The organism is Blastocatellia bacterium (assembly GCA_035275065.1).
GTDB lineage: Bacteria > Acidobacteriota > Blastocatellia > UBA7656 > UBA7656 > DATENM01.
Map to the genome: position 1 here is coordinate 46,730 of DATENM010000036.1, position 19,893 is coordinate 66,622.

Here is a 19,893-nt window from a genome sequence, read left to right on the forward strand (position 1 = left end):
TCCGCTTGCGACGAACTGGGAAAACCGACACGCCGACGCTTGCCGAAATCCGGCGATTGCTGAATCTCGTCCGCGACACAGACGGGCCGGACGAACGATTGGCGCGATTGTCGGCGCAGTTTCTTGACGCGCCGTACCTGAGCAATCCGCTCGGCGGTGGCCCGGACGTGGCTGAATCGCTGGTGACGCGCCTGGATGGCTTCGACTGCGTGACCTACGTTGAAACGGTGCTGGCGCTCGCCGGCTCGCGCGCCGCAAGTCAGTTCAGCGATGCCTTACGCGAGATGCGCTATGCCGATGGTCAGCTAAACTGGCGCAGCCGCAATCACTACATGGCGGACTGGGTGAAGCATAATCGGCGGCGGGGAATCGTCAAGGACATCACGGTCGGCCCGCGCGCCGTCACACGCACGCGGCGGCTCTCGCTCATTCAGCAATTGCCATCAAAGACGGTCACCTTTCGCGTTTTTCCAAAGCAAGCGATGGCCACGATTCGCCGCATCGCCGAGACCGGCGACATTGCGCTGTTCGCTTCGACGCGGCGCAATCTCGACGTGTTTCACATGGGATTCATTATCAAGCGCGCCGATCAGGTGTGGCTGCGCCACGCGTCGCGCACTGCCGGGCGAGTCATCGATCAACCGCTCGCCGAGTTTTTGAAAGCGCAGCGAATGTCTGGAATCATTCTGCTGAGACCTCTATGCCAACCATAACCGCAGTCTTGAGCGCCGATGGCGACCCGCGGGCGGCTAGCGCGTCGCTTGCCGCACACGCCGCCGTCACAGAGATCATCCACTTTGCCCGCGAAGCGCCGCTCGCTTCAACGCCTGCCGACGCGAAATCGCGTGTTATCACCGGCGACTTCTTGAGCGGGCGCGGCATCAACGAGCTGATCGAGTCGGCGGCGGGCGATTACCTGCTGATTGTCTTGCCCGGCGAAGAGGTCGAATTCGGGCAGCACGCCATTGCGCGATTTCTGCAAGTCGCCACTGACACCGGCGGCAATTTCGTCTATTCCGATTTCCGCGACGCCGCGGGCGACAGTCTGAGCGATCACCCGTTGATCGATTATCAAACCGGCAGCATCCGCGACAGCTTCGATTTCGGCTCGGTGGTCTTGATCGCCAGGGACGCGGCCCGCGACGCCCTTAGCCGCCACGGCGCGATTGACGAGCAATGGCGATGGGGCGGCCTTTATGACTTGCGCCTGAAACTCTCGCTTGAATCGAAGCCTTTGCGCATCCCTGAGCCACTTTACACGCGCGTTCCCCACGACTTGCGCAAGACCGGCGATAAGCAGTTCGACTACGTTGATCCGCGCCGGCGCGACTTTCAGGTCGAGATGGAAGAGATCGCCACTCGCCACTTGCAACGCCTGGGCGCATATCTGCAAGCCGAATTCAAGCCGCGCCCGGCAAGCGACGAAACTTTTGCGGCGCGCGCTTCGGTGGTGATCCCTGTGCGCAACCGCGAGCGCACGATTGCCGAAGCCGTGCGCAGCGCCCTTTCACAACAAACAGACTTCGGCTTCAATGTCATCGTCGTTGATAACCACTCGACGGACGGAACGACGCCGATACTTGCCGAGCTTGCCGCCCAAGACAACCGCCTGGTGCATCTGATTCCTGAGCGGCGCGACCTCGGCATTGGCGGCTGCTGGAACGTAGCGGTCTTTAGCGCGCAGTGCGGCGAGGTGGCCGTGCAGTTGGATTCCGATGACCTCTACGCCGACCCGTATACCCTGGCGAAGATCGTCGCCGCCTTCGATGCGGGCGGCTACGCGATGGTCATCGGCTCGTACACCATCGTCAATTTCGAGCTTGAGGAGATGCCGCCCGGCTTGATCGATCACCGCGAATGGACGCGCGACAACGGACGCAACAACGCGCTGCGCATCAACGGGCTGGGCGCGCCGCGGGCTTTCTACGTGCCGCTGCTGCGGCGGTTTGGCCTGCCGAATGTCAGCTACGGCGAGGACTACGCCGCCGCCCTGCGCATCAGCCGCGAGTTTGAGATTGGCCGCATCTACGAGTCGCTTTACTTCGCGCGCCGATGGGAAGGTAACTCTGATGCGGCGCTGCCGCTCGCGACGGCGAACCGTTACGATTATTACAAAGACTATCTGCGCACCGTAGAGATCGAAGCGCGCCGGAGGATGAATCAACGGTGACCTGGAACGACCGCATGGTCGGCGACCGCGAGTTGTCGGCTTATCTCAAAGACCCGCGCGACCGCGGTTGGGCGGCGCGGGCAAACGCGTTGATTGAGCAGCAGCGGGCAACGTGGCCGCTGCTTGCCAGCGGCATCGCCGCGCTCAGCGAAGTCGAAACCCGGCGCGCGCCGGTCGCGGCGTCAACAGTCCTCATTCAACATAACCCGCACCGCATTCGCTCGACCGCCGCCGCGGTGGATAAAGGATCGGTTGAAAAGCGCCCGTGCTTCCTCTGCGTTGAGAACCTGCCGCCGGAAGAGATGGGCCTTGCGTACGGCGAAGACTTCGCGCTCTTTTGCAATCCATTTCCGATAATGAGCAAGCATCTAACCGTCGTGCATCGCCGCCATATCGAGCAGACGATTGCCGGCAACTTCGAGCGGTTGCTGGCGCTGGCCGCCGACCTTGCGCCCGATTATTTCGCGCTCTACAACGGCCCGCAATGCGGCGCGTCGGCTCCCGACCATCTCCACTTCCAGGCGTGCGCGCGAGAAGTGCTGCCGATAGCCGACGACTTGATGGCTGAGATTGCCGCCGACCCGGCGCACTGCGAAATTTGCGAAGCCGGGCCGCGCGATCAATTCGAGCTGTTCACCATGACCGGCATCGGGCGCAGCGTCATCGTTCTGCGCGGCAACAACGCTGAAGAGGTTGCCGCGTGGTTCTATCGCGTCAGGGACAAACTGCCGTGGCCTGATGGTTACACAGAGCCGATGATGAACATCGTCTGCATCTATGAGCGCGGCACCTTCACGACGTTTCTGTTTCCGCGCGCCAAGCACCGCCCCGCGGTCTTCTTTGCCGAAGGCGAGGCGCAGTTGATCGTCAGCCCCGGCGCGATTGACATGGCCGGCGTCATCGTCACGCCGCGCCGCGAAGACTTCGCCCGCCTGGACGGCGCGCAGATCGAAGCGATCTATGCCGAAGTCAGTTTCAGTGACGATCAAGTGAACGAGATTCTCGAACATGTGACCGAGGGGAGGGAAGCCAGTGATTGGGTTTGAACGAGAGCCGCAAATTCGCGTCGGCTTGATGACGAAGGCGACCGAAGCGCGCATCACGCTCGGCGGGAGTTATGTGACAGGTGCGGGCGAGGCGCTCGGCGCGGGTGATTATGTTGCGCGCCTCGACGACGGCAAGGTTGCATTGACCGGCGATGCGTCAGACATCCAGGCGCGCAGCGGCGAAAGCTTACGTCTGTCGCCCGTGGATTTCGATGCGAGCCGCGTCACCGTTCACGACGTGACTATCGGCATAGACTTCCACTGGCAGCGCAAAGAGGCGCAGCAGTTTCAGGGCGCGCTGTTGATAAGGGCGACCGACGATGGCTTGACGATCATCAACGAATTGCCGCTCGAAGCCTATCTGGTCAGCGTCATCTCATCCGAGATGAGCGCAGCCTGTCCGCCCGAGGCGTTGCGCGCTCATGCGGTCGTGTCGCGTGGCTGGCTGCTGGCGCAACTGGCCCAGGCCGGCAAGCAGTCAAGCGACCTCGTTGTTGATGACCAGACGGGCGCCGGTCAAAGCCACAATGCCGACGGGGGCGCGGCGGGCGTGCCGCTTGAGATCATTCGCTGGTATGGACGCCAGAATCACAGCGATTTTGATGTCTGCGCAGACGATCACTGCCAGCGGTATCAGGGCATCTCGAAAGCCTTTTCGCCTGAAGCGTTCAACGCCGTGCGCGACACGCGTGGCAAAGCGATGGTCTGGGGTGACGAGGTGTGTGATACGCGCTACTCGAAAAGCTGCGGCGGCATGACCGAAGTTTATCGGGCGGGGTGGGAAGACCGCGACGTGCCGTACCTCGCGGCGCTTTACGACGGCGCGGACGACATCAGCGTGTATGCGCTGCCGCTCACCGACGAAGCGAGTGCCGAGGCGTGGATTCGCAACGCGCCGCCGGCCTTTTGCAACACGCAATCAAAGGAACTGCTGGCGCGCATCCTGCCGGGCTTTGATCAAGAGACCAGCGACTTTTATCGCTGGCGCGTGCGCTACACGGCAGACGAGTTGCGACAGATTATCGAGTCGCGGCTTGGCGTAGACGTCGGGCGCCTTCAATCGCTCGAAGCCATAGAGCGCGGCGAGTCCGGGCGCATCATCCGGCTACGGATCACCGGCGACCGGCAAACGCTGGTCATCGGCAAAGAGCTTGAGATTCGCCGGGCGCTGTCGCGCTCGCACCTCTACAGCTCGGCGATTGTGGTCGAGGACGAAGCGGGCGCGGATGATTTCCCGCAAGCCTTCACGTTGATCGGCGCGGGCTGGGGTCACGGGGTTGGGCTGTGCCAGATCGGCGCGGCGGTGATGGCCGACCGCGGCTACGCGCACGGCGAGATTCTGACGCATTATTTCCCCGGCGCGCGGCTGCAACCGCTCTATTAATCAGAGAAGACGATGGCTCGATTTTCCGGTTTAATCTCGGCGCTACTGCTTACGGCGACGATGGTGATGGCGATGAGCGAAACCCTGCCGACCGCTTTGATTGAACAGACGCCTGCCGCGCCGTTCTCGTATGCCGAATACGACCGGCTGGTCGCGAAGTACGTTGACGGGCGCGGGCGAGTCAATTATGCCGGCCTCAAAAAGGAGCTTGCGGCGCTCGAAGCCTTTCTCGCTCAACTGGCGGCGACGGGCCCTGAAAACCGTCCAGAGCTTTTCGCCGGTGACGATGAAAGCAAGCGCTACTACCTGACGGCTTACAACGCCTATGTGCTTTACTATGCGGCGAAGGCTTACCCCGATAAGCACGCGCTGTGGGCCAGGCTCGGTTGGTTCAAGAACAAAGAGATTAGGCTAGGCGGGCGACAACTGACGCTCAACGACCTGGAGCACAACATCATTCGCAAGCGTTTTCTCGACCCGCGCATCCATTTCTACTTGAACTGTGGCGCGGTGAGCTGCCCGCCGCTCAAGGCCAGAGCCATCGCCGAGCGGGCGACGGAGGCGGAGCTTGAAGAGGGCGCGCGCGCCTTTATCAACGACCCGGCGAACGTGCGCGTTGACGCCGCGACGCAGACGCTCTACCTGTCAAAGATTTTCGATTGGTACGAAGCTGACTTCTTGAATTATCTGCGCGTCAAGCGTGGTCTGGCGACGCCGCACATCAGCGATTACCTGAAGCTCTATCTGACGGGCGCGACGGCGCGAGCGCTCGCCGGCGTCCCGGCGGATCAGTTGCGCGTCAAGCACCTGGAGTACGACAAGAGCTTGAACGAGCAGTGAGTTTTTCCGAACCGGCTTATCATTCGCGCGGCGGTTGGCTTATAATCCAGGCGAACCCCCGATTGCTCAACGGCGCGCACCGGCAGCCGATGCCGCATTGGCTTTGACCCGCGGATGGCGGTTTGCTGTTTTCCGCGCGTCGGCTGATAATCTACATCCGACACTACCTCGTTGACTGGGCGTTGGAGGCGTCCGTCGAGGCCGCAGCAAGGGGCCTTGAAAAGCATCGCGTATGAATGTGCTTGCGGTTGACACTGGCTATTCGGCTACGAAAATTTATTCGGAGGTCAAAGGCTCGCGCAAGACTTTGATCTTTCCGTCGGTCATCGGCCCCGCCGAATTTGGCGAAGATTTTCTTGGCACCAAGGAAGAGAACTTCATCGCCGAGCTCAGCCTCTACCCCGGCAAGGTGCGCAACTTCGGCGAAACCGCGGTGCGATTGAATCGCGGCGGCGAGATGACTGCCGACCGTGATATGTTCACCAAGCATTACAACCCGGCGCTGACGCTGGCCGGCATCGCTCGCTTCGTGGAAGAGAAGCAGATGCCCGCGCCGGACACGCTGGTCGTCGGCCTGCCGGTGAATTACTACGCTTCGCAGCGGCAAACGCTTGAGGAAAAGCTCAAGGGCAAACACCAGGTGACCCTCTATCGCATCAACGGCAAGGTGGATCACACCATCGACTTTACGCTCGACAACATCCTGGTCCTGCCGCAAGGCTACGGCTCTTACCTGAGCTATGCGCTCGACCGCGACGGCAAAAAGATTGAAGAGCGGCTGGTGTCAACGGCGGTCATTGACGGCGGCGAAAAGACGATTGACATTGTTGCCGCGAGCGGCGGCTACAACAACACCACCTCGAAATCGATCCCCTCGTCGCTCGACGCCGTTTATCACGACATGCAGCGCGAGATCGATGCGCGCTACGACGATTACTTAGAGCGCAGCACGATTGAGTCCTACATCCGCAGCAAGACGCCTTACATCACGCCGACCGGCGAGGCGGTTGATCTGGAAGCCATGCGCCGCGAAGTGATGCAGAAGCACCTGCCGCAGATTCTCGACCGCATCTCGATGACCGTGCGCCCGATGCGGCCACAGAAAGTGCTGGTCGCAGGCGGCTCCGGCGACATGATCTATGACGGCATCAAAGAGATTTTCACTTCCGCCGAAAAGGTCGAATCGATGATCTTCTCGAACGCCATCGGCTATTACCGTTATGGATTGCTGCGCGCGGCTAACGCCAACGAAGAAGCCTAGAGCGGTATTCAATTGCTGATGGCCTGGGAGCGCGGGCCGCTTGCCCGCCAGTCTTGCGTATGTGCGCAGCAAGCGGGCGAGACGCCCGCGCTCCCAGGCTACACCCGATTGAAACCCGCGCCAGGCCCGGCAGGGCGGCGCGTCCCACTTCCGCGACAATCAATTCCGCAAACGAACAGCCGGCAAATTGCGGATTGCGGATTGCGGATTGCGGATTTTAAACGGCTAGTCAGGCGACCGGCCTGGGCGAGCCGACAGCGACAAGGGCAATAACTTTATTCACCATCATTTAGCGATATATCATGGACTATTGCACGGCTCCGCAAATCCGCAATCCGCAATCCGCAATCCGCAATCGCCTTGTGGCACGCCGCTTGGTTATCTTGCGGTCGAGCCGACGCTCAGAGAGTCCGCCTCTTCGATGAGCGTTCAAAGAGGTGTCAGGTGTTCAGTCGTAGGGCACACAACTGAACACTTGACATCCGCTATCTCCTCGCGGACTCCAGCCCTCCGATAATTCCTGCTTACCAGTCAACCCGGATCAGATTGCGATGAAATGCCGACCAACTGTGCGCCAAGCCGTTCTCTGACGCGCTGGCCAAACTCGCCGGTGACGGCTTCGTCGCGCGCGATGACCGTCCGCAGTTTTAAATTGAATCTTGCCCGCTCGCTCTCGTCCAGGCGCAGCAACCCGCCCAGCAAATCTTCATGCAAGAAGGCCGATGTCACGTCACAATCTTCAAATAAACGTAATGCGCTTTCGCCCGTTAGTCCGCTAGGCGATTGCGTCACGACCGCACAGCCACGCCACCAGGCCGGGTAGATCAGGGCTCGCCGCAGGTCAGCCGCCGCCCAATCCTCGCCGCACCACAGAGCATCGCCTTTGCCAACCGCTTGATCGTGCAGACGTTCAAAATCGGCGAGTCGTCCGAGCATCGCCGCGTGACTGTGAACGACGCGGCGCGTGCTGCCGCCTGTATTCAGGTAGAAGATGAAAGCCGGCGCGTCGGCTTCAGTCGAGACCGGGATGAAGTCCGAAGAGGCGAGAAAGACATCGCGCCAGAAGCTGCGTTCCGCGCCTTCGTAATGGATGGCTTCGCGCGAATCGCCGGCGAGAAAGAGCGTGGTGATCGAGTCAGCGCGGGCGGCAAGAGCGGCATAGGCGGCGCGATCCGCGAACGGCGCAATCAAGGCGTTCACACGGCTGTCGTTGACTATCGTTTCAAGGTCGCTCAGGTCAAGCGCCGGCGACAGCGGCACAACCGCCGCGCCACACTTGAGCGCCCCAAGCTCTGCGACCACAAGCGCCGCCGATTGTTCGAGGCTCACCGCTACCGCGTCGCCTGCCGTGATGCCGCAATCTCTGAGCGTCGAAGCGAACTTGTCTGACAGGTAATCCAGCCCGCCAAAGGTGTAACAGTTCGCCGCCAACGGTTTCGCGTCGAGCAGCGCGACGCGGGTGACGCTGTCGGCGTGCCGCCGGCAGATGGCTTCCGCGAGGTTGAATCGCTCGGAGATGGCGTGCGCCATAATCCGGTCAATCGCCGCTGCCGTGCGCGGCCTTCACCGGTGCGGCGGCGTCTATCACCAGACGGGCGATGCGCTCGCGGTGATAGGCCGCGTCGCCGAACATCAGCTCGGACGCCTTCGCCCGTTTGTAGTAAAAATGCATCGGCTCGTCCCAGGTAAAGCCGATGCCGCCGTGTACCTGTATGCCGAGATTGCCGGCCTCGCGGTAGGCATCGCTCGTATAGGTCTTTGCCACGGAGACGGCCAGGGGAGCTCGTTCCGCGTCATTGCCCAGTTGCCACGCGGCGTAGTAGACCGCCGAGCGCGCGCTTTCCGTGAGCAGTAACATATTGGCGCAGTGATGTTGAATCGCCTGGAACTGGCCGATGGGCTTGCCGAACTGCTTGCGCGTCTTGGCGTACTCAACCGTCGCGTCGAGCAGCCACTGCATGCCGCCGACCATCTCTGCGGCGAGCGCGACGGTGGCGACATCGAGCGCCTGCTCGATTGCCGCACGCGCCGCTTCGCCGCGCGCTAGAACCTGAGTCGCCGCGACCTCGACATTGTTGTAAGCGACTTCGTACAGATGGCGTGTCGCGTCTATGGCCGGCATCGGCTTGATCGCCAGGCCGGGCGTGTCAGCGGCCACCACTGCAAGCGCCAGATCAGAGCCGATGCGCGCCACCGTGATAATGGTATTGACGGCCCCGGCGTCGGCGACAAAGAGCTTCGTGCCGTTCAGCGTCAACCCGGTCGCGGTTTCGCTCGCCTGTAACTGCACGGCGTCAGGGTTCCAGTCGCCTGCGGCTTCAAGCAGCGCGACGGTGGCTTTCGCCTCGCCCTCGCAGATCGCTTTGAGGTATTGATTGCGCTGCGAAGGGTTGCCGGCCCTGGCGACGAGCGAGCCGGCGAGCGCCACGGTCGAGAGAAAAGCGCCCGGCACCAGGGCGTGGCCCATCTCTTCGAACGCCACCGCCATCTCGACGTAGCCCAATCCCATGCCGCCGTCGGCTTCGTCAAAGATCAAGCCGGTCCACCCTTGCTCGACGAGCTTTTGCCAGAGCGCCTCGGAATACGGCACCCCGTTTTCGATCATGGCGCGCACGGCTTCCGGCGGGCACTCCTGCGCGAATAGCTCGCGCGCCGACGACTTGAACAGCTTCTGCGTCTCGTTCAGATCAAAGTCCATGTAGTCTCCTCAGAGAGTGACAAGTGACGAGTGACAAGTGACAAGAGCGGCTGCGCCTGACGAAGCGGGCGAGGATACCGTAGTGACCACGTCTTGTCACTTGTCACTTGTCACTTGTCACTCTTAATAGCTCTTGGGTAGGCCGAGCACGAAGTGGCCGATGATGTTGCGCTGAATCTCGCTGGTGCCGGCTTCGATGGTGTTGCCGCGCGCCCGCAAGTAGCCGTGCGCCCATTCGCCGTGATCAATCGCATAGTCGCTCGCGTCGGTCAACTGGCCGTACGGGCCGAGCATCTCCATCGCCACCTGCTGCATGCGTTGATTCATCTCGCTCCAGAAAATTTTCTGAATCGAGCCTTCGGGGCCGGGCACGCCGGTCTTGCTCATGCGCGTCAGCGTGCGCATCTGGTTCAGGCGGAAGATCTCGGTCTCGGCATACATCTGCGCCAGCTTTTGACGAATGACCGGATTCTGGCTTGCCGGCTGGCCATTGTGCGACAGCTCTTTTGACAAAGCCATCAACCGCTCGATCTGGCGCTTGAAGGTGATTTGCAAGCTAGCGCCGAGCGTGCCGCGCTCGAACATCAAGGTGGCGATGGCAATGTTCCAGCCTTCGTTAATCTTGCCGACGACGTTTTCGACCGGCACGCGCACGTCGCGGAACGAGACTTCGTTGAACTCGGCGTCGCCGGTCATCTGCTTGAGCGGTCGCACGGACACGCCCGGCGCGTGCATATCGATCAGCACGTAGGTCAGCCCCTTGTGCTTGGCGGCCTCGGGGTCCGTGCGCACGACGGCGAAGCACCAGTCGGCGTAATGACCAAAGCTCGTCCATGTCTTCTGACCGTTGACGATGAAGTGATCGCCATCGCGCACCGCTTCGGTGCGCAACGCCGCCAGGTCGCTGCCGGCGTTCGGCTCTGAGTAGCCCTGACACCAGATTTCGTCGGCGCTCAGGATGTTGGCGAGATAACGTTGCTTCTGCGCCTCGTTGCCGTAAGCGATCAAGGTCGGGCCGAGCAGCGAAAGCCCCAGCACGTTAATCAAGGGCGGCGCGTTCTGGCGGGCCATCTCTTCGATGAAGATGGTCTGCTCGACGAGCGTCGCGCCGCGCCCGCCATAGGCTTTCGGCCAGTGAATGCCCACCCAGCCGGCTTCAAACATCTTCTTTTGCCAGGCGCGCAAAAAGTCGAAGCGCTCGCGCGAGCCTTCGCCGCGCCGCGCGTGGTCTTCCCAACCATCGGGCCGGTTACTGGCGAGCCAGTCGCGGAATTCGTCGCGGAACTGCTGCTCCTGCGGAGAAAGGTTCAAGTCCATTGCGGTTTCCTCGCCTGTGTTGCTGAATTCGCCGAGACGGCGTGTTGCGGTCGCCTATTATATCCCGGCGGCAGCCATTCACCGAAACGGATTTTACAGTTTCTTTGCATGTGCGTTTAGCATCGTCGCGCCAGGTGTGTTACATTGACCGCAAGCAACAATCAGACTAAATCGAAGGAGAAAGAAGTGCGATGCGACGCTTGCGAATAATCATTCCGTTCATTGCCCTGGGACTGCTTGCCGGCTGCGCGAAGCCGGGGCAGAACAATCAGAACACCGTGGCGGCCAATCAGCCGCCGGTTAACGCGGCGGCCACCCCGGCGCCTGGCGACAGCACGCCGCCGCTGCTGCGCGAGATCAACGCCGGCAACACCGATGCGGTGCGCCAGTTGATCGATAGCGGCGCTAATGTCAACGCCGCCAGCGAAACCGGCGTCACGCCGTTGATGAATGCCGCCGGCATGGGCAACAAAGAGGTCGTCCAGTTGCTGCTTGCCAGGGGCGCAGACGTCAACGCCAAGACGACCGGCAATTACACGGCGCTGATGCAGGCGGCGCTCGTCGGTCAAACCGAGATCGTCAAAATCCTCCTCGACGCCGGCGCCGACCCGAGCGTCAAAGACATCGGGGGCCGAAGCGCGTTGACCTATGCGGAAGACAAGGGCAATAAAGAAATCGTTGCCATGCTCAAGAACCGCAAGTGATCGCGGGTTGTCAGCCGGGCCGCGGATGCTGAATAATACCTGTTGGCAGTCGGCGACGTGCCGCCAGCCTTTATCGCATACTCAATCGGAGGAAATAATGAAACGCGTTCTCTCATGGTTAATGGCTACGGCCTTCGTCTGCGCCGGCACGGTCTACGCGCAGATTCCCGCGCCGCAGACTCAGAATCCGGCGCCGCCAGCTAAGAAAGACGAAGACTGCGGCTGTGATGTCAAGCTCCCTGAAGGCCGCGCCGCCATCGTCAACGGCATCAAAGTCACCGTTCAGGAAATTGATGAGCCGATCAAGGATAAGATAAAAGACCTGCAAGACCAGATTATCGAATCGCGCAAGAACGAAGTTGATCTGCTGATTAACGCCCGCCTGCTCGATATCGAAGCCAAGAAGCGCGGCGTCACCGCCGAGAAGATTCTGCAAACCGAGGTCGAGGGCAAGATCGTCGAGCCGACCGACGCCGAAGCGCAACGCTTCTACCAGCAGAACGCGGATAAGCTGCAAGGCAGTTTCAATGAGCTGAAGCCGCAAATCCTCGCCTACCTGCGCGCCGAGCGCATGCGCATCCTGTCGAAGAAACTTGCCGAGCAGTTGCGCGCCACGGCGCAGGTGAAGATTGTCGGTCAGGCGACGCCGCCCGCGACCGAAGCCGACCGCGCCCGCGTGCTGGCGACGATCAACGGCGAAGCGATCACCGTCGGCGATGTTGAGACGGCGCTCGCGCCCTACATCTTTGTGGTGCAGGATCAGATGTACGAGTTGCGCAAGGCAGCGCTCGAGGCGCGCATCAACGACATTCTGCTTGACCAGGAAGCCCGCAAACGCAACAGCTCGCCGACAGACCTCTACCGCCAGGAAGTCGGCGCCAAGGTCAAGCCGCCGACCGATGCTGATGCCGAGAAGTTCTATAAAGAAAACGAGAAGAACCTGAAAGGCACCTACGACGAGCTGAAGGTGCAGATCATTCAATACCTGCAAAGTAAGGCGTACGAAAAGGCCGAAACCGATTTCGCCGCGACGCTGCGCAAGACGGCGACCGTCGAAAGCTACCTGCGAGCGCCTGAGTCGCCCGTGCTCAAGATCGCCCTCGACGATCAGCCGACGAAGGGCAATCCCGACGCGGCGGTGACGATAGTCGAGTTCACCGATTTCCAGTGTCCGACCTGTGGCAAAACAGCGCCCGTGCTCGAAGACCTCCTCAAGGAGTATGGCCAGCGCGTGCGGCTGGTGGTGCGTGACTTCCCGCTCGACATGCACAAGAACGCCGAGAAGGCCGCCGAGGCCGCCGAAGCGGCGCGCGAGCAGGGCAAGTACTGGGAGTACACCGCCATCCTGTTCAAGAATCAGGAGGCGCTCGAAGTCCCGAAGCTGAAAGAGTACGCCACGCAGGTCGGCTTGGACCGCGCCCGCTTCGATCAGGCGCTCGATTCCGGCAAATTCTACGAGAAGGTACAGCGCGACTTGCGCGAAGGCGAAAAGCTCGGCATCAACGGCACGCCGACCATCTTCATCAACGGCAGGCGCATCCGCGAGCGCACGCTCGAAGCCTTGAAAGCCGCCGTGGAAGCCGCTTTGAAGTCAACAGCCAGTAAGTAGGGGCCGGGGGCCAGGGGCCGGTTAAGAAAAGGCAGCGAGTTGGAAGAAGTGACTCCAACTCGCTGCCTTTTTTATGCTCGCTGGTGACCTATTATTTTTCCCGGCCCCCGGCCCCTATAGCGGTTTTCATTTGGATGTAGCGCAAGGCGGTTAGCTTGCGCCTTGACTCGCGCAAGCTAACCGCCTTGCGCTACTTGGCAAACCCAAATGCAATTCGCTCTAACTCTGCGGGTTCAACTGGGCGCGCAGGTCTTTCACCTGTTGAGTGATCGTCGCGGCATCAACGGCGTTGGGCGTCTTCTTCAGGTAGAGGTCGTAATACTGGATGGCTTCCTGCAACTGCCCCTTAAGCTGGTAGACGGCGGCAAGCACTTTGTAGAGGTCTGGAATCTCGCTGGTCTGCTGAAGCGCCCGCGTCAGGTATTCCTGGGCGGCGTCGAGCTTCTGTTGTTTGAAATAGGCCGTGCCGAGGTGGACGCTGAAGATGGGATTCTCAGGTTCCAGGCGCAGGCTGGTCTGGAAGAAATAGATCGAGCGGTCGAGGTTCTTCAGCGGCGTCTCGTAGGAATAGGCTTTGCCCAGCAGATCGTACATCGATGCCTGTGTCGAGACCGCCGGGTTTAGGGCGAGGCCGGCGTCGCACAGGGCGATGGCGCGGTCAATGTGGCCGCGGTCGGCGTGCGAGCGGTCAAAGGTATATTCTTCTTCGTAGCGCAGCAGGTGCGCCGCCGCCAGGTTGTTTAACACGATGGTGTTGTTCTGGCGCAGGGTCATGAACTTCTCAAGCTCTTCGACGGCTTTGTCCATCTGCTGACGGTCGATGTATTTGTGGCCCAGCACAAAATGCGCCATCGCCTGATCGTCGGCGACTTCGGCGCTATGCGACCACAAGGTCATGTCATCTTTCCAGAATGCATTCTGCGCTGCGGTCTTGCCCGCCATTTGCAGCGCCAGTATGCCGACAATCAGCCCTGGTATCGTCAAACGCCTGGTGGCTTGCCATCTCTCGGCCGGTACGAAGGCCAGCCCGGCTGCGACCAGCAGCGTGATGGCGATGCTAAGGCCGGTTCGCGTCGCCGGCGCGTCGTCAAGCGCGAACCCGCTGGCTACGAACAGACTTGAAAGCCCATAAACGACCGGCGTCATCGCCAGCGCGAGCGCCGCGCGCGTCACCAGACGCTTCGCCCGCTGCCCTGTCGGAATGCGCACCAGCGCCATCGCCAGCAGCAAGGTAAAGCCGACCGACGGGATGTAGACGTAACGCTCTTGCACCAGGAAGTCTGTGCCGAAGGCGCTCAGATTCAAGACCGGTAAGAGGTTGATAGCGAACCACAGGATGGCGAAGCGCGCCACAGGCTGGCCCCAGAGTCGCCACCCGCCATACACAAGCGCCGCGACGCCGAGCAACGGCAGCAGGAAACGCGGGCTAAATGGGGTCGTCACCATCGGCGTGTCGTGAAAGATCGACAGGTTCATCGGCCAGAGCAGCAACCCGACGTACTTGCAGATGACGATGGGAATCGTCAGCAGCACCTGGTGCAGCGGGTAGGAGACGAACTGCGGGTCATTGAGGACAAAGCCCAGCGCATTGTAGCGCATGACGAAGTAGGTGAGCGCCATCATCAAAAACAACGCCGGGAAAAACACTGCCGCGCGCAGGCGTTGAGCCAGCGGGCGCTCCGGCTTGGCGATGAACAACTCATAAGCGGCGATGAAGGCCGGGAAGGCGACCGCCGGCTCTTTCGAGAATGCCGCGAACAGGAAAAGGAAGATCGAGCCGGCGAGATAATTCTTGTTACCGTTCTCGCGGTAGCGCAGGTAGAGATAGAACGACGGCAGCAGGAAGAGCGCCAGGAAAAGATCGGTGACGCCTGATATCCAGGCGACCGACTCGACGCGCAAAGGGTGCAGGGCAAAGAGCAACGTCGCAATGCTCGTCAGCTTGATGTCGCCGGTAATCCGCTTGAGGATCAGGAAAAGGAAAGAGACCGCCAGCAGGTGCATCAGCACGTTGATTAAGTGCCAACCCGGCGCCCAGGTGCCGAACAGTGCCCAGCCGACCATCAGGTAAACCGTAAACAGCGGGCGATAATATGGCGTCGTCGGCCCGGCATCTTTGTTGGGGTCTTGATCCTGCTTGACGCGCCAGAACCAGACTTCTTTGGTGAGCGCCGTCGGCAGATTGGCAAAGCTGCGAATCTGATCGTTGCGCAGAATCTGCGTCGTGTCGTCATAGGCGAAGCCGTTGGCCAGGGTGTTAGCAAAGGCCAGAAAGGTGCCGGCAAGGATGAGGCCGAGAATCCATCTGTGCGAAGGGCTGAATGACCGCCGCGCCGCCGGCGGCGGAGAGGCAATCTCCGGGCTGGCTTGCGGGCGTGTGCGTTTCTTCTTACTCATTAAAAACCTGTGCGCGAAATAATGGCTTATTGGATTGAACAGGGCCGCGACCGCTGTTTAGCTAAGAAAAAATGCTATCCTGCCGGCTTTGCTCATGTCAACGCAGCCACCGGTCTACGACCCAGCCGGTCAGATTGGCGTGATCGCCTTCGGCGAGGCGCACTTTCGTCTTGCCCGCCGCCACCTCAAGCACCTGCACCCGTGTGTTATTGGCGACGCGCACGGCGCGGCCCGCGCGGATGAAGCTGTCTACTTTATCGTTATCTCTGGCGGCAAAAGCGCCGATCAGTTGCGGCAGGGTTTCTTCGTCAACCGCTACGAAGATCGACTCTTGACCTTCGATGTATAAGACGGCCTCGGAGCCTGCGGTGATCGCGGTGCGCCGCGGCTCGGGCGCTGGCCGAGTGGCCGGTGCTTGATTGCGGCTGGCGCGCATCGTCAGCGCGATGATGATGACCAGGGCGATCAACAGGACGCCGGCGACGACGGCATAACGCATACGCCGTCCGGCGCTCACGGCGCTGGCGTTATCGGGCGGCGACGGGCTCGCAGGCTCGCTGCTCACATCGGGCGCTGCCTGGTGCGACGGCGCGCGGCCTGCCACCGCAAGGCCGATGATGACGATCAGGCTGAGCAGGGCGATTATCGTTCCCGCCCATCGCGGCCCGGTGTTTTGAAAGCGCAAGTCAAGGACATGCTGGCCGGCCGGCACCTCGACGACTTGAATGCCATCACTGTCGCTTGATAGCGGCACGCGCGCGCCGTCCAGGCGGGCGGTCCAGCCGGGGAAGTTGTAAGTCTTCAATCGCACACGGCTCGGCTGGTCGACCTGCACGCGCACTTCACGATGCTCCGGCATCCAGGTGAGAATATTACTTGAGCCGCCCTGTGGCTCGATGACGACCGGCGGCGTGTCGGGCAGTTGCTCGGGGTGCGTGGCGTCGCGCGGCGTCATGCTCGATTCGACGTAATTCTGCGGCGGCGCGAAGGCGAGATTCTTAAGCGCGCCGCCGATCACATTATGAAAGCTGACCCATAGATTCAAAGCGACGATAAGGCCGAATGCCACGCGCAGCGCCAAAAGCAAGCGCGGATTTAGGCCCGCGCCGCGCCGCAATCGCTCGATGGCCGCGCCCGCTAGCAACGCGCCGAACATGGTGCTGATGGCCAGCCAGCGGAAGGGCGGCACGGCCAATTGCAGCTTCGGCAGCAAGCGCCCGATGTCGTAAGAGAAGGCCGTCGTCATAAATAGGCTGGCGCCGCAGACCGCCATCCACAGGCCGATCTGTAAGCGGCGCGCCGCGCCTGTCGAGTCGGTCACAGCATCCCCGGCCCAGCCCGCCTCTTGCGGCGCGCGGCGAACAACCAGCCAGACGGCGAGCAACAGCAGCGCGGTCAGCTTCAGCGAATAGATGATACTCACGTTGAACGGATCATCATTGGGTATCGGCTGAATGTAGGAGCCGTGATAAGGGAAAATCTCCTGGGTGTATTCAAAGACCAGGTTGGTTTCAAGCGCCGCCGGCAGCCAGTAGATGGCGCTGAGGGCCAGCCCCAGAATCATCCCGGCGGCGATGCGCGCCAGTATGCGCCAGTCCCTCGCCCGCAGCGCCCAGACCAGCGCATAAAAGGCCAGCGCGTAAGAGTACATCAAGCCGACGGGAAAGTGGGTCACCAGGTGCAGGCCATACATCAATCCGAGCCCGGCGATGTGGCGCAGCGCGCCACGGCTTCCCGCCTTGTAGACGAAGTAGAAGATCAGCGGCATGAAGACGAAGCCGAAGATTTCCGGCAGCGCGCCGCGCCAGTAAAGATCGAGCAAGTGATACGGCAACAGAACGTAGAGCGCCGCCGCCGCCGCGCTCGCCACACGCGAAAAGAACAGCCGCGAAACGGCGTAGAGCGCCAGCCCCGCGCCTGCCATCATCAGCGTCATCAGCACGAACAGCGTCGTGTGCCAGTCATTAAAGACGGCGTTGACCAGTGTCGTCGCGTAATAAAATCCCGGCGGATAATAGTTAGCCACCGCGATGCCATAGCCGTTGTTGGCGTCGGCGAACCAGCGCGGATAAAGTGACCCTGAGCGCACGCCTTTCTGGAACTGATTCATGTAGAAGTAGTGGTTCGTCATGTCATGCGTCAGGATCATCTGGTAGTTCGTTTTGCCGGCATAGCTCACCGAGTGCGAGAAGAAATACGGCACGACGATAATGGCGCCGAGCGCCAGCGCCACCAGCAGCCCGACGACATAAACCGTTATGCGCCGCGCTCTCGGCTGCCGGGCGCCGCCGTTGCTTTCGGGATCGTGGGTGCGAGCCTCTGACATGAATCGAATCCTTCTTGATGAATTGCCGGCTGAGCGATCAGGGTACCTCGTAAATCGAGAAGTTGTCGAACGATGAGCGATAAATCAGCCCCAGACGGCTGGTGTCCACCAGTTTCTGCACGTCGCCCATCAGCAGAACGTAGCGCGTGCCGAGCGCCTTGAGCGTCGGGTTGGTCGGCGAGACTTTAACGACCAGCGTGCCTTCCTGCGGATTGCTGAATGCCACCTGACGGTCGTCGTTCGTATAGTCGAACTGGATTTCCGCATAACGGTTGTAGGTGGCTTCGTTCTTGCCATCGGGATCGAGCGCCCGCCAGATGTCGAGCCGCGGCGGCCATTGCACGCCGGTCATCGCTTTGCCGCCGAGCGCCGCGATTAACTGGCCGGCATGAACGCCGCCATAGGCGATCCAGAAGGGCCGCTCGCTCGATTGGCGGTTGATGCGGGTGACCTCTTTGGCCAGCTCAGAGTTGTAGATGTGATCGAGATTGGTCGCCAGCGGGTTGATCAGCCAGGTAGTCGCCAGTTGCAGCGCCAGGAGCATCAGGGCGAACTGCCTTTGCCTTCCGGCGAGCAGCAGGTAAGCCGTCATGCCCAGGAAAAACGCCATCAGCAAGGCAAACGGCGGCGTCGGAAAGTCGCCCGTCAGGCGCAGCAAGAAGAGGCTGTGAATGACGCAGAGCAAACTGAGGCCGACGGCGGCGGCGACCGGCATCCATCGCTCCAAACGGCTCGCCGGCGCTCCCACTTCTTTGCGCAGGATAGCGAGCGCGTACAGGCTCAACATGATCGAAGCCAGCCCTAGCGTCAGGTCGGCGCGGTTGCCGGGGACGTAGCTCAATAGCGTAACCTTAGCCACAAACGCCGGCACGCCGACGCGCAGGAAGAAGATCATGGCGACGATGTAGCCGACCAGCGCCCAGCCGACCACGCCGAGCCCGCGGCGCAGCCGCGCCGACAGCGGCAGGGCCAGCAGCACCGCCGGGAAGAAGTAGTAAAATGACGCCGCCTCGCTTTCATTCTTCAGCCCGCCGATCCTCGTGTAAGAGGACATCAGGTTATAGACGCCGCGGAACAGCTCGGCAAAAGAGAGGTCGCCGCCGACGGACAATCGCTTGCCGGGATAGACCGTATTGGCGGTCAGCTTGATCGCCGGCAAACAACTGACGAGCCACGAAAGCGTCAAGCCGCCGGCGAGCAGCACGGCCAGCGCCAAGAAGAGGAGCCGATAACTCAACATCGGCTTGAGCGTGCGATGCAATCCATCACGCACGAACAAGGCGGCAAAGAGAATGAGAAAGAGATAGGCCAGCGGCACTTGCCACGGCGGGTACATCGTCATGACGAAGCCGGGCAGGCTCAACCCCAGCAGCAAGGCGCTGATGAGCATGGTGCGGCGGCTCGCCGTGTGGCACAGGTGATAGGTTGCCAGGCAGGCCAGCGCCGCGAAGAAGGTGAAGTAAGCCGGCCACTGCGACCAGCAGATGACGAACGTTGAAGTGCCGAACAACAGCGCGCCGAAGGCCGCCAGTTTCCAGTCTCCGTTAAAGATGACCTCCAGCAACAGGAAGAGGGCAGTGAAGCAGGCGAGCGGCTGAAACCACCAGTACCACGCCAGCCCGCGCTGCGCCCCTAAGAAGAAATAGCCCCAGGTCGCCGGCCGCGCCAGCGTCGCGACGTGCCAGACCGGCGTGTGCCGTTCGATCAGCATGTTCTGGCCGGTGCCGAAGCTCGGATTGATGACCGGGAAGCGCGGCTGCTGCGCCAACTGCGAGAGCGCATACGGCGTGGCGACGAAGCATTCGTCCCAGCGAAAGAAGCGGGCTTTGGCCAGCAGCAAAGTTTGCAGGCCGTAAACGCTGCCCTTCGGCAGCTCGTGTTCGAGCTGCGGCGACAGCCCGAAGAGGTAGCCGGTGAAGGGCTTCTCCGGCATCCAGCTTTCGGCGGCCAGCCCCGTAGACGAGCCGTGAATGCCGAAAGCGACCAGCAGCACAAACAATAGCCAGACGCCCGCCAGCAGCCGCGCGCGCGGGCTGGCTTGTTTGACCAGGCGGGCGACGTTGCGCACCCCCGGCCGCTTGTTGATCGAATCTGTTTTGGACACGCTCATCGGTTTACGTACCGTATGCTCTAGCCGTTGA

The 19,893-nt window shown here is 61.3% G+C and carries 14 protein-coding genes; 8 read left to right on the top strand and 6 right to left on the bottom strand.

Annotation, left to right across the window (positions count from 1 at the left end):
* Positions 1 to 5: 5 nt before the first annotated feature.
* The 6 genes from VJ464_07600 (at position 6) to VJ464_07625 (ending at position 6,701) form a co-directional block, all read left to right on the top strand.
* Complete coding sequence (locus VJ464_07600; protein HKQ04977.1) at positions 6 to 713, top strand: N-acetylmuramoyl-L-alanine amidase-like domain-containing protein; 708 nt, start codon at positions 6 to 8, stop codon at positions 711 to 713.
* Positions 701 to 2,170, top strand: coding sequence for a glycosyltransferase family A protein (locus VJ464_07605; protein ID HKQ04978.1), 1,470 nt, complete (start codon positions 701 to 703; stop codon positions 2,168 to 2,170). Before VJ464_07600 ends, VJ464_07605 begins: the two co-directional genes overlap by 13 nt.
* Positions 2,167 to 3,216, top strand: a complete 1,050-nt coding sequence (locus VJ464_07610) for a DUF4922 domain-containing protein (protein ID HKQ04979.1) — start codon at positions 2,167 to 2,169, stop codon at positions 3,214 to 3,216. The genes VJ464_07605 and VJ464_07610 overlap by 4 nt, the downstream gene beginning before the upstream one ends.
* Entirely contained in the window at positions 3,203 to 4,600 is a 1,398-nt protein-coding gene (locus VJ464_07615; protein HKQ04980.1) for a SpoIID/LytB domain-containing protein, read from the top strand. The genes VJ464_07610 and VJ464_07615 overlap by 14 nt, the downstream gene beginning before the upstream one ends.
* Before the next feature lie 12 nt (positions 4,601 to 4,612).
* Positions 4,613 to 5,440: a DUF547 domain-containing protein gene (locus VJ464_07620; GenBank protein ID HKQ04981.1), complete on the top strand. Its 828-nt coding sequence runs from the start codon at positions 4,613 to 4,615 to the stop codon at positions 5,438 to 5,440.
* Positions 5,441 to 5,672: 232 nt separating this feature from the next.
* Entirely contained in the window at positions 5,673 to 6,701 is a 1,029-nt protein-coding gene (locus VJ464_07625) for a ParM/StbA family protein (protein ID HKQ04982.1), read from the top strand.
* Between the two features lie 531 nt (positions 6,702 to 7,232).
* On the opposite strand, the gene VJ464_07630 is transcribed toward VJ464_07625, so the two are convergent.
* The 3 genes from VJ464_07630 to VJ464_07640 form a co-directional block, all read right to left on the bottom strand.
* A complete protein-coding gene (locus VJ464_07630; protein HKQ04983.1) occupies positions 7,233 to 8,231 on the bottom strand; it encodes an AMP-binding protein in 999 nt (332 codons plus the stop codon).
* A gap of 7 nt (positions 8,232 to 8,238) precedes the next feature.
* Positions 8,239 to 9,399, bottom strand: a complete 1,161-nt coding sequence (locus VJ464_07635; protein ID HKQ04984.1) for an acyl-CoA dehydrogenase family protein — start codon at positions 9,397 to 9,399, stop codon at positions 8,239 to 8,241.
* Between the two features lie 123 nt (positions 9,400 to 9,522).
* A complete protein-coding gene (locus VJ464_07640; protein ID HKQ04985.1) occupies positions 9,523 to 10,716 on the bottom strand; it encodes an acyl-CoA dehydrogenase in 1,194 nt (397 codons plus the stop codon).
* A gap of 191 nt (positions 10,717 to 10,907) precedes the next feature.
* Here VJ464_07640 and VJ464_07645 point away from each other — a divergent pair, with 191 nt between their 5' ends.
* Together VJ464_07645 and VJ464_07650 are read left to right on the top strand one after the other, a co-directional pair.
* The gene (locus tag VJ464_07645; GenBank protein HKQ04986.1) at positions 10,908 to 11,420 is read left to right on the top strand and encodes an ankyrin repeat domain-containing protein; all 513 of its coding nucleotides are present in this window, start codon (positions 10,908 to 10,910) and stop codon (positions 11,418 to 11,420) included.
* A 97-nt stretch (positions 11,421 to 11,517) separates the two neighbouring features.
* On the top strand, positions 11,518 to 13,029 hold the full coding sequence (locus VJ464_07650) for a thioredoxin domain-containing protein (protein ID HKQ04987.1): 1,512 nt from the start codon (positions 11,518 to 11,520) through the stop codon (positions 13,027 to 13,029).
* A gap of 219 nt (positions 13,030 to 13,248) precedes the next feature.
* On the opposite strand, the gene VJ464_07655 is transcribed toward VJ464_07650, so the two are convergent.
* From VJ464_07655 to VJ464_07665, 3 genes are all read right to left on the bottom strand, one after another.
* A complete protein-coding gene (locus VJ464_07655; GenBank protein ID HKQ04988.1) occupies positions 13,249 to 15,426 on the bottom strand; it encodes a tetratricopeptide repeat protein in 2,178 nt (725 codons plus the stop codon).
* A gap of 97 nt (positions 15,427 to 15,523) precedes the next feature.
* Positions 15,524 to 17,752: a 6-pyruvoyl-tetrahydropterin synthase-related protein gene (locus VJ464_07660; protein ID HKQ04989.1), complete on the bottom strand. Its 2,229-nt coding sequence runs from the start codon at positions 17,750 to 17,752 to the stop codon at positions 15,524 to 15,526.
* A 37-nt stretch (positions 17,753 to 17,789) separates the two neighbouring features.
* Entirely contained in the window at positions 17,790 to 19,862 is a 2,073-nt protein-coding gene (locus tag VJ464_07665) for a hypothetical protein (protein HKQ04990.1), read from the bottom strand.
* Between the last annotated feature and the right edge of the window lie 31 nt (positions 19,863 to 19,893).

What these genes read in the sequence shown, in the direction of transcription:
- VJ464_07640 (HKQ04985.1), bottom strand. Translation starts at nt 10,716, where the DNA reads ATGGACTTGAACCTTTCTCCGCAGGAGCAGCAGTTCCGCGACGAATTC.
- VJ464_07635 (HKQ04984.1), bottom strand. Translation starts at nt 9,399, where the DNA reads ATGGACTTTGATCTGAACGAGACGCAGAAGCTGTTCAAGTCGTCGGCG.
- VJ464_07625 (HKQ04982.1), top strand. Translation starts at nt 5,673, where the DNA reads ATGAATGTGCTTGCGGTTGACACTGGCTATTCGGCTACGAAAATTTAT.
- VJ464_07620 (HKQ04981.1), top strand. Translation starts at nt 4,613, where the DNA reads ATGGCTCGATTTTCCGGTTTAATCTCGGCGCTACTGCTTACGGCGACG.
- VJ464_07660 (HKQ04989.1), bottom strand. Translation starts at nt 17,752, where the DNA reads ATGTCAGAGGCTCGCACCCACGATCCCGAAAGCAACGGCGGCGCCCGG.
- VJ464_07630 (HKQ04983.1), bottom strand. Translation starts at nt 8,231, where the DNA reads ATGGCGCACGCCATCTCCGAGCGATTCAACCTCGCGGAAGCCATCTGC.
- VJ464_07665 (HKQ04990.1), bottom strand. Translation starts at nt 19,862, where the DNA reads ATGAGCGTGTCCAAAACAGATTCGATCAACAAGCGGCCGGGGGTGCGC.
- VJ464_07645 (HKQ04986.1), top strand. Translation starts at nt 10,908, where the DNA reads ATGCGACGCTTGCGAATAATCATTCCGTTCATTGCCCTGGGACTGCTT.
- VJ464_07650 (HKQ04987.1), top strand. Translation starts at nt 11,518, where the DNA reads ATGAAACGCGTTCTCTCATGGTTAATGGCTACGGCCTTCGTCTGCGCC.
- VJ464_07605 (HKQ04978.1), top strand. Translation starts at nt 701, where the DNA reads ATGCCAACCATAACCGCAGTCTTGAGCGCCGATGGCGACCCGCGGGCG.
- VJ464_07655 (HKQ04988.1), bottom strand. Translation starts at nt 15,426, where the DNA reads ATGAGTAAGAAGAAACGCACACGCCCGCAAGCCAGCCCGGAGATTGCC.